Genomic DNA, 13,859 nt, shown 5'->3' with positions numbered 1-13,859 from the left:
TGAGTTTCCAATACTCGTCTTCGCGGTTGAGGTTTCTCTTGCGCCCACGTCTGGCCATCTTCACACTCCAAATCTTGGTGGAGTGTTGCGACGAGACCTAGAACTCGCCCGGCACTACTGGCCCTGTTTTGGGTCGGCGTTAACACGCTGGTCCGCAAGCGCGGTGCCCTGCGCGAGGTTGGCGTATTCCAGCAGGTCGAGGGCCTCGGCGGTGCCGCGGGTGCCCAGGTTGACGGCCAACATCAGGTCGCTACCGACCGAGTCGAGCCAGTTCTGGAATTCGTGCAGACCCACCTCATTCGACTCCGTGGAGTGCCACGCCAGGTCGAGGCGGGCCGGGCGCTGCTCGATCGGCCCGACGCTGTCTTCCCAGCGGAAACCCGACACGAAATTGCCACCGGGGTAGCGAATTGTCGTGACTCCGAGCTCCTTGACCAGCTCGATGACGTCTTGCCGAAAGCCCTGGGCATCCGCGGTGGGATGGCTCGGTTCGTAGATGCCGTCGTAGACGGCTCGGCCGAGGTGTTCGATGAACGAGCCGAACAAGCGTCGATCGATGGCACCGATGGAAGCGCGGGGGTTTAGGGTCAAATGGGCGTGCGACATCGCAGATCCGTTTCGTCAATGGGTGGGTGGAAGGAAAGCGGGTGTATGGGGGAGGGAGAGCGGCAGGTGTCAGGCGACGACGTCGACTGAATCCATCGACAGTCCCGTGGCCAGGAGACGTGCTTCGGTCGCGTGCCGTTGAAAAGAATCGGCGACCGGGTTGCGTCGCCGGGCGAGCTGTCCCGATGGCGTTTCCAGCAGGTCGTGCAGGCCCATTGTCAGCAGGTGCTCGGCGCGGGGCGCCTGGGTGTGCCGCCATGTCCATTCGTACATGTCGAACAGCGGCCACCAGGTGTAGCCCACCACGTTCACGCCGTCGGCCTTGAGCTCGTGCAGCGCGGCAACGGAGGCGTCCAGCCACCGGCGTCGTTCGGCCACGGTGCCGGTGACGCAGGTCTCAGTGAGCATGACGGGAGCACTATAACGGTCGGCCCAGGTGGTGAGCACCTCTTTCAGGCCCTCCGTGCCGCTGTCTTCATAAGGGCGAGGGTCGGCGAATCCGCCGCCGTGGTGGATTCCCGCCTCAAACACCTCGGTGGAGTGCAGCGGGTAGTAGTTCACGCCCATTACATCGGGGCGAACCGGGTGCGCCCGAAACCAATCGAGCAGGGAGTCGGAGGTGCCGCCACGCTCGAGCTGGCCCAGCAGCGGGTGGTCCGGGCCTACGGCGCCGGTGACGAGGTCCTCGACGAGGAAGCCCTGGTGTCGAAGCCGGGTCACGGTGTCGACATGCTCGGGCGCGTCCAGGGCGCCGGAGTAGCGGATGCCCGCATCGACGTGCACGAAGGTGGCCCGGTCGCCGAGTACTGATGAAATCGCGTGTTGCGTTTTCACGAATCCCTCCGCGAGTGCGGTGGCAATCGACACCATCCCGGTCGGGCCGGAGAGATACGGCGGCCAGTAGGCATACTCGCCCGAGAACAGGGCGTGGATCACGGGTTCGTTGACCGGCGTGTAGTCGGTGGCGAGTTCGCCGTACCGCTCGGCGAACCGTTGGGCGTATTCGGTGACGTGGTCGGGATAGTCGGGATTGGAGAATTGGCCGTCGAGCCAGAGCGGCGTGCCGTAGTGCAGCAGGTCGATGACGGGGCGGAGTCCCAGTTCTGCGAACCGCGCGATGACGCCGTCCACCCACGACCAGTCCCACTGGCCTCGTTCGGCGGCCACTCGATGCCAGGGAACTCCCCAGCGCACCAGTTCGGCGCCGACGTCGCTGGCCAGTTGCAGGTCGCCGGCGTACTGCGCGTAGTGCTCGGTGAGTTCGTATTCGTCGATGGCGCGCTCGCCCGGGCGGGCCTGCGGCACGAAGGTGTCTTCGATGCCGACTGCGAAGTGCAGTCGGCCGTCGTTAAACCAGGTCATTAGTGCTCGTTTCGGTGCTGATGGTGAGTGGGAGTGGGCGGCGGCGTGGGCTATTTCAGGCCGCTGCTCGCGACGCTCTCAATGAAGCGCCGCTGCACCAAGAGGAAGAGGATCGCCAGCGGCAGCACGGCGATGAGTGCGCCGGCCATCATCACACCCTGCGGAACGATGCCGCCGGGACCGGTCAACAGGGTCAGGCCAGAGGTGATCGTGCCGTGGTCCGTTTCGGTGGTGAACACCAACGGCCAGAGCAGGTCGTTCCAGTTGTTGACGAAAGTGAAGATGCCCAGGGTCATCAGCGCCGGAATGGCGTTGGGCAGCACCACGCTCCTGAACACGCGGAACTCGGAGGCGCCGTCGATGCGGGCGGCGTTGTCGAGGTCGCGGGGGAGGGAGAGGAAGAACTGCCGGAGGAAGAAGATACCGAAGGCATCCGCTGCCCGCGGCAGGATCAGCCCGGCGAAGGTGTTAACCCAGCCGAGGTCGGAGACTAGCTGGTAGATCGGGATGAGCGTGGCCTGGAACGGGATCATTAGGCTGGCGATGATGACGATCAGCAGCACCTTGCTGCCCCGAAAATCGAGGCGAGCCAACGCGTAGGCCGCGAGCGAGTCGAACACCAAAGCAAACAGGGTGACCCCGCCAGCGAAGATGAAGCTGTTGCCGATCAGCCGCGCGAAGGGCAGTTCGGAGAAGATCGCCCGAAAGTTGTCGAGCGTCCACTCGGCCGGCGCGAGCGTGGGTGGAAAGGCGTTGACCTCGGAGGCCGGCTTGAACGCCGTCAACACGATGATGATCACAGGCAGCATGATCGCCGCCGTCACGACCAAGAAACCGACGAAATAGAGGGCTCGCGTGAGGCTGACTCGAGGAGGCCGCCGGCGGACGGTGCGGGAGGTGGATGCCGGGGCGTTGAGTGCCGGGCGGCTGAGGGTGCTGGTCATGAGCTGGTGTCCCCTCCACGCCGACCGAAGAACAGGAACTGTACGAGGCTCAGCAGGAGCGTGGCCACCAGCAACACATATGACAGTGCGGAGGCGAACCCGAGTTCGAGGTCCTTGAACCCGGACTGGTAGATCTCCATCACGATGGTTTGCGTGCTCCGGTAGGGCCCGCCTCCGGTGAGCACATAGATCTGATCGAAAGCCTGCAGTGCGGCGATCAAGGCGATCACCACCACGAACGCCATCGTGTTGCTGAGCATCGGGAAGGTCACATTGGTGAATCGGCGCCATCCGTTTGCACCGTCGAGCGAGGCTGCTTCGTACAAACTCTTGGGGATGTCTTGCAGGCCGGCCAGAAAGATCACCATGTAGAAGCCGAAACTCTTCCACACGGCCACGAGCACCACGGTGGGCATGGCCAGCGCCGGATCCTCCAGAACGTTGCCGATGCGGATGCCCACGGCTTGCAGCCAGTAATTCAGCAGGCCGATCTGCGGGTCGAGCAGGTACGACCAGGCGAACGCTGCCACGGCGAGTGACACGATGAACGGCAGGAACAGCGTGGTGCGGAAGAACCCGCGGAAGGGCAGCTGCGGGCTGTTTATCGCGAGGGCCAGCACCAGTGCAACCACCAGGGCCACCGGAGTGAACAACAGGGCATACAGAGCGGTGTTTCCGATCGACTGCAGGATGCTCGAATCGGTGAAGACCCGCGAGTAATTGGCGAGACCGACCCAGGTTTCCTGCCCGAAGCCGCTCGCGTCGGTGAAGGAGAGACGGAGGGCCGAGAGCATCGGCCAGCCCACAAAGGCCGTGAGGATGATCAAGCCAGGGGCCAGGAACCCGACGACGACGGCCCGCCGGCGGAAGCCGTCGTTGAGCGGTCGTCGGCCGCCGAGCTGGCCTGGAGGCCGCCAGGGTCGGCGGCGCTGCACAGTTGGAGTCGTCATCGGGTTCCGGTTCAGTTGTCCAGAGCCTGCTGCACCGCGGCCTGCGCGGCGGTGAGTAGTTCGGCGGGGTCGCCGCCGGCGAGAGCCTTCTGGGTGGCTTCGTCCACGGCGGTGAGCACGTCGGTGCTGTTGACGATGCCGGGCAGGAGAGCGCGGCTGGTGTCGGAGAATTCGGTGAGGGCGGCGACGGTGGCGTTCGCGCTGACATCTTCCGAGGTCACATCGGTGCGCAGCGCGGGCCAGCCGGATCCGAGCGACCAGAGGGTGGCGACATCCTTCTCGTTGAAGTAGGCCAGGAACTTCTCCGCGGCGGCCTGCTCGGCCTCGGTCGCCTGCTCGGTGACGGCCATCGAGACGCCGATCGCCGACGCGGCTTGGGCCTCGGGGCCGGCCGGGATAGCTGCGATGCCGTAGTTGATGCCGGCGTCGGTGGCGAGGCCCGTCATCCAGGGGCCGCCGATGTGCATGACGGCCTTGCCCGAGGTGAAGAGGGCGTCGGCATCGATGCCGTCGAGCCCGGTCGGCGAGATCGCATCCTTCTGAACGGCATCCGCCCAGTAGGTGAGCGTGTCGATATTGGCGGCCGAGTCCACTGTGGCCTTCGTGCCATCGTCGTTCGTGATCGAGCCGCCACCGCCCTCGAAGAGGCTCGCCCAGACGCCGTTGCCGACGGTGCCGTGGTCGGGCAGGGCCAGGCCGTACTGCTCGGGAGTGCCGTCACCGTCGGCATCGATCGTGGTGGCCTTTGCCGCGACGACCCAGTCGTCCCAGGTGGTCGGGAAGGTCGTGACGCCGGCTGCGGCCAGCTTGTCCTTGTCGTAGAAGACCGACAGCGGAACGAAACCGGTGGGGACGCCGTACTTGGAGCCGTCGACGGTTTCCATCGCGACGGCCTCAGTGTTCAGCTCGGCGGTGTTGCTCGTGTCATCGGCATAGAAGTCATCGAGGTTGACGAGCGCCTTCTTGGACGCGTAGACCGGCAGGCGCTCCGCCGGCATGGCGACAATCTGGGGGCCTTCACCAGAGGAGAGCGCCGTGAGGAGGGTGTCGTCGATGACGGCCCAGGTCTTGGTCTGGGTGGTGACCTTGACCTCGTCCTGCGACGCATTGAAGTCCTCGACGATGCCGTTGAGCACGTCGCCGTCGGCCTCGGTGTAACCGTGCCAGAAGGTCAGCGCGACGGGGCCGTCGCTGGCGGCGGGGATGGCGGCGCAGCCGGACAAACCGGAAACGACGACGGCGGAGACCGCAAAGGCGGCCATCAGCTTCTTCACTGGGTACCTGCTATCTGCTTCCCACGGCGCTGTCGGGAAGCTCTTGGAAGTGGACACTCGATGCAATTTACATCGATGTAAATTTGAAGGTACGCCATCGCCTGGGTGCTGTCAACACCTTCTTGTCCCAGACCGCGAAGCGGCCCCGTCAGTCGTGGAGCTGGGTCTTCACGGTGGTTGGGATAAGCCTCGCGGGGATGGGAATCGTGGACGCGCGCACCTTGAGCGAGTAGCCGACCTCCACATGCACCGACTCCGAAGCGTCGTCGCCCACTGCGATGCGGGCGAGTACGCGGTCCACGGCCAGGCGGGCGAGTTCTTCGCGGCCGGGGGAGATGGTGGTGAGGGCGGGGGTGGAGAAGCGCGCGTCTTCGATATCGTCGAAGCCAACCACGGCAACGTCCTCGGGAACCCGCAGGCCCGCCCGCTGCAGGGCGCTCATGGCGCCGAGGGCGAGGGCATCGTTGAAGCAGACCAGCCCGTCGAACCGGGTGCCGGCGGCCAGAAGTTGGGTCACGGCCGCCGCTCCATCGGAGCGGTGCCAGAGTGGCACGTCGGCGACCAGCTCGGGAGAGATGCCGAGGCCTCGAGCCGCGAGCGCTTCCGCGTAGCCGTTGAATCGCAGCGCGCTGGTGCCCACGGGCCCTTCTGGATGCGCCCCGACCACGGCGATCCGGCTGCGGCCCAGGTCGAGCAGGTGCTCCGTGGCCGTGCGGATGGCGGCGGTATTGGGCAGTGTGACGTGATCAGCGGGGCTGCCCTCGACCCAGTCGCCCAAGACCACCACCGGGAAGTCGACGGACAGGCCGCTGACGTCACCGGGGCCGAGCGCGATAGGGCTGAAGATGAGGCCGTCGATCGCGTGGCGGCGCATCGCGGCGACCGTGGCGATCTCGTCGTCGTCACTGCTGGTCTGCTCTATGAGCACGGTGTAGTCGTGGGCCTTCGCGGCGCGGATGACGGCATCCGCTAGTTCAGCGAAGTACGCCTGGCTCAGGTCGGGCACGGCGAGCCCAATCACCTTGGTGCGCCCCGACCGCAGGTTGCGGGCAGAGATGTTGATCTCGTAGTCCAGCTCGGTTACGGCGCTCATGACCCGGTCGTGCATGCGGGTGCTCACGTGCTCGTAGCCTGACAGCACGTTAGAGACGGTCTTGACCGAGACCCCGGCGAGGCGGGCGACATCCTGCATTGTCGCGGGCGAACCGTTGCCTCTCACCGTTGCCCCATTCCCCACGCGTGCTGTGTTCCGGATATCACCTCGACGGTACCTCACCGGGGCTTGCTCGTGCGGGAGCGACGGCAGCTCCGTGTCAGAACGGAACCCTTGACACCGGCCGTGGCGGTGATCTACGTTTGGCCTCGCTGGTTTACAACGATGTAAATCAGGCGGGCGAGCCTGCAATCCTCCAGAGAAAGACCACATGATGACAACGTCGTTAGCCAGCACTCCACGACCACCCCGCCGTTTCCGGCGGTGGGCCACTGCATCTACCCTGGCCGTAGCCATGGTCGCTGCGCTCGTGTCAGCCACCCCGGCGGTGGCGGTGACCACGGGTAACGGCGCGCTGGTCTATTCCCCGGCGGCGGGCACCTCGTTCAACCCCGAAGGCGGCCGTGCGGCCGGCACGACCTATTCCAAGATGATCGTTCTCAAGAACAGCGGCACCTCGAACGGGACCCAACTGGTCACCTTCGACCAACTCGTTCTGGAGAACGGGGTACAGGTCTACCCGATCTATCGCAGCACTAACAACGGAACCTCTTGGACCCGCATCGCGGCCGTCAAGCCGAGCACGCAGTTCCCGTCTCTCACCCGTACCTCCCAGCCGTCGCTGTACGAAACACCGGTTCAGCTGGGCACGATGCCGGCCGGAACCCTGCTCCTGTCGGGCATGATCATGCCCACCGATCGCTCGAGCAGCCGCCTGGTGATGTACAAGAGCCTCGACCACGGGGTGACCTGGTCGTTCGTGAGTACCGTTGACACTGGAGGGCCGGCCACGTACGACCCGAGCCCGACCTCCACCACCTCGACGGTTTGGGAGCCATCCGTCGCTGTCGACGCCAACGGGGGTCTGGTCACCTACTTCTCCGACGAGCGGCAGAAGGCCAACAACGTTTTGCAGGCGGTGAGCTACCGCCGGTCGACCGACGGCGGCCTCACCTGGGGCGGGGTGGTGAACGTTTCGGCGCCGACCAATTCGAGTGATCGCCCCGGCATGATCACTGTGACGCGGCTGCCCGATGGTCGCTACCTGGCCACCTTCGAAGTGGTTAACCGCCCGAGCCAGCAGAACAACACAGCTCCGGTGTATTTCAAGACGTCGCCGGATGGTTTGACCTGGTCACCGGAGACGAGCATCGGTACCAAGATCGTGCTCGCGAATGGGCGCGGCATCGGTTCGTCCCCCGAGGTACGTTGGGTGCCGACGGCTGGCACCGCCAACGGTATGATCGTGGTCTCGTCGAAATGGGCGCTCGATGCGTCGGGCAACATCAGCGGAGGCCAGAACTTTGTCGTCAATCGCAACCTGGGCAGCGGGTCCTGGGAGCAATTGCCGTACGCAGTGACCTACGACTCTGCGGACACCGAGGGAGGAACGTTCAGCGGCTTCGCACAGGGCTTCGATAGCAGCGCCGATGCCAAGACGCTTTACCAGGCGACCAACGTCGAGAACCTGACGACTACGTATAACGACGTCCGGGTCGGGTCCATCCCGATCAACGCCCAACAGTACGAGGCCGAGTTGGCGTCGCTCACCGACACCAGCCTTGTCACACAGCCGGATGCTAAGGGCGGCTCCAAGGTTGGCAACATCAACAACGCCACCAGCATCGTGAAATTCACGGTGCAGGTGGCGACCGCCGGAAACTACACAATGAACGTGCGCTACGACAACGGCACGGGTGCCGCGAGCACGCACACCGTCAGTGTGAACGGAGGAGCGCTCTCGTCGGTGGCGTACCCGGCCACGCCCAACTGGGGTCGCTTCGGCTGGGCGCAGAAAACGATCGCTCTGGTGGCCGGCACCAACACGATCACCTTCACAAAGGGCACTGGCTTCGCCGAGCTGGACCAAATTCAGCTCTACCAGCCGTAGTTCCTGACTCCGTTGACGCGAACGGGTACCTAAGATCAGGCCGACGTCCTGCTCGAGCCAACGGCCACGAAAAATGTTCAGAAAGGCGGGCTGTGAAACCCAGGGTCGTCGGCCCCACCCATCGGGGTGGGGCCAGACAGCCGTCCCTGATTTCCTGCCGCTTTCTGGTGATACGACTCGGACGTGCCCAAAAATACCCGAGAGAGGTTTGCGAGCGATCGGTTCGTGTGCTTGATCGTTTGAAGGACTGCCTCTCACTGTGGCGGGGTGTCACGGCCAGACGACGAAGCCGAGCTGCTCGGCAGAAAACCTGCGGAAGCCGGTCGCTCAGGCACAAGCTGAGGCACGGGACGTGCGGCGGAACATCCACGATCGCGGTCACCTTATACGTCGGCTACTCTGCGCCGCTGAGCGCCATATCGTTGCGCGTGTGTCGAATTCCACAGAGGGCACCCCGTCAGCTACCGCGTCCAACCCGTAGGTGTGACGTGGCGGCAACTTCGAGAGTCGTCCACATGACCAGTTTACGAGGCCTACTTCAAACCGGGCAATAAGTTCACAACAAGGTCACGGTGCGAATAGAGCGGCTCGTCCTTGAGATTAAGCCGCTCTCGCGGGACGAGGAGGCTTGTTGGTGGCGGTAGAGAGTCGCTCGGCTCCAGCCCACGAGGTGGGCCGCGTCTTCAGTGGTGCGCCCCTTCGCTCGAGCGGCGGTTGCGATCACGAGTTTGTCGGCGATGACGGCTGGGTCTGAGAGGGGCCGGCCGAAGCGGGTGCCGGATTGACGGGCGGCGGCGATGCCAGAGGTGACGCGCTCGACGATGAGTTCCCGTTCGTATTCGGCGAAAGTGGCCAGCATGTTCAGCATGAGCCGTCTGGTGGTGGCTGGGTCGATGCCGTCCGAAATGGACCGCACATTCACGCCGCGCTCGCGCAGCAGAGTGACCGTATTCAGGACATCGATCAACGATCGTCCCAAGCGATCCACCCGCCACACCATGACAGTGTCATCAGGATCGGCATACTCGAGCAACTTCGTCATCCCCGGCCGCTCAATCGCGGTCTCACTCCCGGACGGGATATCAGCGAACACATCTCGCTTCTGCACCCCGGCGGCGGCCAGCGCATCCAGCTGAAGTTCAGCCGCTGGCTCCGGGGCCTCACTGCACCTCATCAGCACCGACGGCGCCCCCATAGGCCTCGTTATGTTGACCCCGGCGCGAGCCGGAAGAGTTGGACGCCAGCCCAGCTCCTCGCCGACGTACTACGATCCAGCTAACCAGTCAGCTCATCGTACTGGCCGCGATCGTGTTTTCGCATGTTGCGGCGAATGTCTAGTTAGTGCGATCACGCTGTGGTCCGACGTGAACATCCGTGTGGCGGCCCTGTTGCTGGTGACTTCCGCGATCGGGATCGTCCCCGGGACCCTGATCGCAAAGTCGCTGCCGGCCAGCTGGCTCGGTATCCTCATCGGCGGCGTGACGCTCGCTGCTCTGGCCGCGACGGTATTCCTGCGCAAAAGCAAGCTCTTCGTAGGAGCGCGGGGCACCGGAATCGCCGGCGCCCTGTCCGGATTCATGAACGTGACCGCAGTCGTGGGCGGGCCGCCAATCGCCATCTATGCCAACTCCACCAACTGGGAGTACAAAGAGTATCTGGCCACCGTCCAGCTTTACTTCGCAGGTCTGAACGTTCTGTCGCTGCTCGCACGGGGAGTGCCTGACCTCCCGACGGCAGGATGGGCGGTCGCGGTGGGAGCCGCGGTGGCAGGTCTCGTGATCGGAAACCTCCTCAGTTCAACCATCAACGAGTCGGTCGCGAAAAAGGCGGTCCTGGCCATCGCGGGTATCGGCTCCCTAGCAACAGTGGTCCAGGGCGTGTTGACTCTTTAGAACGACCGACGAAAGCCACGATCCCCGAACGTCAACGACATGATCCGCCCAATCGCTGTGATCGGCACCGGAACGTCTTTCCTGCGACCGCCTGATGCTGACCACGATTTGGCGGGAAGAAAGAGGGCGTGGCGAGAGAGCGTCGCGGGCCCTGATTCCTCGCGGCGGGTGCTCCAGCATCCTGCGGAATGGTGATGCTCGCTGGGGTCTGGGGTTTCACTCGCTTCCCGTTGGCGCGGTCAATGGCCATGTAGGTGCCGGGTGTGGGATAGATGAAGCGCTGGAATCCGTCCTTGTCTGGTCGGCCTTTCGGCTTCATCGCCTCCGGACTCGTCTTTCGGGCGACTTCCGACGAGGGTGAGAGCACCCCTCGCCGGCGTTCCGGAAGGATTCCACCAGCCTTCGGGCGAGTATTAGGGGGCTGGCGCACAATTCCTCGGCATGCGCTTGCACTATTGCAAGCGCTTGCAGTAGCGTGACCCGAGGGTCCAGTACCTCGTTTACCGGGTTCCGCTTCCGCGGCCCGCTCGCAATCGCCCGTTCCCAATGAAGCGCGTTGGCGTGGTCCGCTGGCGCGCGCGACAAGGAGTTTCATCGTGCGCAGATCAATCCGTCCGTTGTTTGCAGCGGTGGCCGGCCTGGCCCTCGTCCTGACCCTGAGCCTCGATGTAGGAGTGACAACGCCCCGGGCGGATGCGAGTCCGCCGGGTGCCAAGGATGTCACGGCGACGCTCTTCGAGTGGTCCTTCGCATCGGTCGCCCGGGCCTGCACGGATACCCTCGGTCCCAAGGGGTATGGATTCGTCGAGGTCTCGCCGGCCCAGGAGCATATCCAGGGCTCGCAGTGGTGGACCTCCTACCAGCCGGTCAGCTACAAGATCGCCGGGCGACTCGGCAACGAGGCCGCCTTTTCGAGCATGGTCAGCACCTGCCACACCGCCGGTGTCAAGGTCGTGGCCGACGCGGTGATCAACCATATGAGTGCGGGTTCCGGCACGGGCACGGGGGGCACTGTCTACAGCAAGTACGACTACCCGGGCTACTACCAGAACCAGGACTTCCACTCCTGCCGGACCCCGATCACCAACTACAGCGACCGCTCCAACGTACAGAACTGCGAGCTCGTCGGCCTCGCCGATCTCAACACGGCGAGCACCTACGTGCAGTCCACCATCGCGGCGTACCTCAACCACCTCAGCGCCCTCGGCGTCGACGGTTTCCGGATCGACGGCGCCAAGCACATGGCCGCGGCCGACCTCTCCGCCATCAAAGCAAAGCTGACCAACTCGAGCGTCTACTGGGCGCAGGAGGTCATCGCCGGCGGGAACGAGGCGGTCCAGCCGGGCGAATACACCTCGACCGGTGATGTCGACGAATTCCGTGGGGCCTTCGACCTCAAACGCATGTTCACCAGCGACAAGATCGCCTACCTGAACACATGGGGCGAGTCCTGGGGCTACCTCGCGAGCAACAAGGCGCGGGTCTTCGTGGACAACTGGGACACCGAGCGCAACGGCTCGACCCTCAGCTACAAGGACGGCAACACTTACACGCTCGCAAACATCTTCATGCTCGCCTGGCCCTACGGCTCGCCGAACGTGTACTCGGGCTATGAATTCACCAACACGGATGCCGGCCCGCCGACTGGCGGCACGGTCAACGCCTGCTACAGCGACGGCTGGAAGTGCCAGCACGCCTGGCGGCAGATCGCGAACATGGTCGCCTTCCGCAATACCGTGACGGGCACCTCGGTGACGAACTGGTGGTCTAACGGCAACAACGCGATCGCCTTCGGTCGGGGGAGTGGGGGCTTCGTCGTGATCAACCACGAGGGTGGCGCGATCAGCCAGACGTTCAAGACCTCCCTGCCCGCAGGAAGCTACTGCGACGTCCAGCACGGCGACCCCGGCGCGGGCGGCTCCTGCTCGGGCCCAAGCTACTTCGTCGCCGCTGACGGAACCTTCACCGCTACCGTGGGCGCCGGCGACTCGATCGCCCTGCACGCCGGAGCCCGCACGTAAGGGGATAGCCAACGCCATAGCTAGGGCTTCCGCGGCCTCGATGACTGGCCAACACCGACGTGCATTCCGTCTCAACGTGGCGATCGCTATGTGCGTTGAGGGTCGCCCAGACCAGTTCGTCGCGGTCGTACGCGCCAAACACGCAAAAGCCCCGGTTCCAGAGGTCTTGAGTGGCATCGGCATCCAACAGCTCGTGCGGGGTGGCTGGCGTGAACGGGTAGTCGGCGTTGTTTGTCTTTTCCAGCTCATACAGATCGGCCGAGGAGGTCACAGTCAATTCGGAAACGCTGAGTCCGGCAGCCTGAACTCGCGAGAGCGCCAGGCGGAAGTTCGACAGATTTGGCGGATCCGCCAGTTCAAGCCGGGCACTCCAAGATCGGCCGACGACAGTAAACTCGCGTGCCTCCAAGCCCTCTCGCTGTGGATCAACGTCTCGCAACACCAACGATCACCGCAACGACGAGTGCCGAAGGTGCCACGTGGAAGGAAGGCGTCGCGGCGCTGGAGGCTCGTTTGCGTACTCCAGCGGGTGGGAGTAGCTCGTCGTGTGCTGCTGTCTCCCCAGCGGCCCTGTCGCTGCGACCTCCCGGCCGCACCGCTGGCAGCATCTGGCGAGGCGTACGCCGTGCAGACGGGGGTCTCGGCGTCCGGTCAGGACGCGAGCACCGTCACGTCAAGCGCGGGCGTAGCGCAGCGCAAGTTGGCGCAGGGTGGCTTCGATACCGGCGGCGTTCTGCCGAGGAACGCCGAGCAACTCGAAGACTTTGCCCTGCATGGCTGGGACGGTGCTGTAGTCGAACGTCTCAGTGACGCGCGTAGACGTGAGCGTGAGTGGTGTGAGTTCCCAGCGCCACCGGTGGCCCGCTGGGTGACGCCATTCCAGAAGCCGACCGTCCTCGAAGCGCGTCACCGTGCTGGTAATGCGATACGGGATGCCGAACTGCTTCATCGCTACCGAGAATTGTGCGCCCTGGCTGAGCCGCCGCGGACCCGACACTGTGTCGCGGACGGTGCCCGAGCCGTCCAGCTCACCGTGACGGTGCGGATCAGCCACCAACGCGAAGACGTCGTCGGCCGAAGCCGGCACCTCGACAGTGCGCGCGACTTGGCGCGGTCCTTGCTCAACCTGTTCGACCGTCATGCTCGCTAGCCTAGGTCGTTCCCAACCGCCACTCCCCCGAAACTTCAGGACCTCGGTGACTTGGCGCCGAATCTGCGTCCGTCGAGGTCCGGCCTGCGGACAGCCCGCAGCTCAGTGTCGCCGAGATTGGGAACAATGGTCTTGATGACGAATTTAGATTTAGCGCCAGATGTTCGCCTTGCATTCTCACCTCTGACTCCTGACGATCTCGAATCAGTTTTTGGCGTCTTCAGCGATCCCGACACGTGGCGGCACTTGCACGTGGGTCGTCACAACACTCGAGAGCAGTCCAAAAGGATCGTCGACGACGCCATCAAGAGCCGGCGAGAACATGGCATTGGTCAATGGGCGGTTCGTGTGGGCGACCGGGGATCGGATGATGCGCTGAGAGCTGGCACGTTCGTCGGTACGGGTGGAGTGAACATGACTCCAGCGCCCGTCTGGAACCTCGGGTACCGTCTCTCCCCGGCGACGTGGGGGCGAGGTTTCGCGACGGAAATCGCCATTGCTGCGGTCGTTGCCGTCCGAGCACAAAGTGACTCGGTTGCGAGATCCCGTCAATCTG

10 protein-coding genes and 1 pseudogene are annotated in these 13,859 nt (G+C 64.3%); 3 read left to right on the top strand and 8 right to left on the bottom strand.

Annotated elements, in window-relative coordinates:
- Positions 1–141 precede the first annotated feature (141 nt).
- The 6 genes and pseudogenes from E3O47_RS09880 to E3O47_RS09855 all read right to left on the bottom strand — a co-directional run.
- Positions 142–606 (bottom strand): annotated as a pseudogene (locus E3O47_RS09880) (alpha-L-arabinofuranosidase); the annotation flags it as partial.
- Between the two features lie 69 nt (positions 607–675).
- Positions 676–1,968, bottom strand: coding sequence for a family 1 glycosylhydrolase (locus E3O47_RS09875; protein WP_134343446.1), 1,293 nt, complete (start codon positions 1,966–1,968; stop codon positions 676–678).
- A 50-nt stretch (positions 1,969–2,018) separates the two neighbouring features.
- The gene (locus tag E3O47_RS09870; protein WP_134343445.1) at positions 2,019–2,912 is read right to left on the bottom strand and encodes a carbohydrate ABC transporter permease; all 894 of its coding nucleotides are present in this window, start codon (positions 2,910–2,912) and stop codon (positions 2,019–2,021) included.
- Positions 2,909–3,862 carry a sugar ABC transporter permease gene (locus E3O47_RS09865; RefSeq protein WP_134343444.1) on the bottom strand — a complete coding sequence of 318 codons (954 nt, stop codon included), beginning with the start codon at positions 3,860–3,862 and terminating at the stop codon, positions 2,909–2,911. Before E3O47_RS09865 ends, E3O47_RS09870 begins: the two co-directional genes overlap by 4 nt.
- Positions 3,863–3,873: 11 nt before the next feature.
- Positions 3,874–5,193: an ABC transporter substrate-binding protein gene (locus E3O47_RS09860; RefSeq protein WP_241986157.1), complete on the bottom strand. Its 1,320-nt coding sequence runs from the start codon at positions 5,191–5,193 to the stop codon at positions 3,874–3,876.
- Positions 5,194–5,284: 91 nt separating this feature from the next.
- Entirely contained in the window at positions 5,285–6,328 is a 1,044-nt protein-coding gene (locus E3O47_RS09855; protein WP_134343443.1) for a LacI family DNA-binding transcriptional regulator, read from the bottom strand.
- 316 nt (positions 6,329–6,644) lie between these two features.
- Between E3O47_RS09855 and E3O47_RS09850 the strand changes: the two genes are divergently transcribed.
- Positions 6,645–8,240 (top strand): CBM35 domain-containing protein, encoded by a 1,596-nt coding sequence (locus E3O47_RS09850; protein ID WP_241976850.1) that lies wholly within the window; start codon positions 6,645–6,647, stop codon positions 8,238–8,240.
- Positions 8,241–8,796: 556 nt separating this feature from the next.
- On the opposite strand, the gene E3O47_RS09845 is transcribed toward E3O47_RS09850, so the two are convergent.
- Positions 8,797–9,435: a recombinase family protein gene (locus E3O47_RS09845; protein WP_241986156.1), complete on the bottom strand. Its 639-nt coding sequence runs from the start codon at positions 9,433–9,435 to the stop codon at positions 8,797–8,799.
- Between the two features lie 10 nt (positions 9,436–9,445).
- Between E3O47_RS09845 and E3O47_RS09840 the strand changes: the two genes are divergently transcribed.
- A complete protein-coding gene (locus E3O47_RS09840) occupies positions 9,446–10,132 on the top strand; it encodes a sulfite exporter TauE/SafE family protein (protein WP_104102319.1) in 687 nt (228 codons plus the stop codon).
- A gap of 596 nt (positions 10,133–10,728) precedes the next feature.
- Positions 10,729–12,153, top strand: a complete 1,425-nt coding sequence (locus E3O47_RS09835) for an alpha-amylase family protein (RefSeq protein WP_241986154.1) — start codon at positions 10,729–10,731, stop codon at positions 12,151–12,153.
- A 673-nt stretch (positions 12,154–12,826) separates the two neighbouring features.
- On the opposite strand, the gene E3O47_RS09830 is transcribed toward E3O47_RS09835, so the two are convergent.
- Positions 12,827–13,294 (bottom strand): SRPBCC family protein, encoded by a 468-nt coding sequence (locus tag E3O47_RS09830; protein ID WP_134420365.1) that lies wholly within the window; start codon positions 13,292–13,294, stop codon positions 12,827–12,829.
- Positions 13,295–13,859 lie beyond the last annotated feature (565 nt).

This window comes from Cryobacterium sp. TMT2-17-1 (assembly GCF_004402765.1).
GTDB lineage: Bacteria > Actinomycetota > Actinomycetes > Actinomycetales > Microbacteriaceae > Cryobacterium > Cryobacterium sandaracinum.
This window is presented reverse-complemented; position numbering and strand designations above follow the sequence as displayed.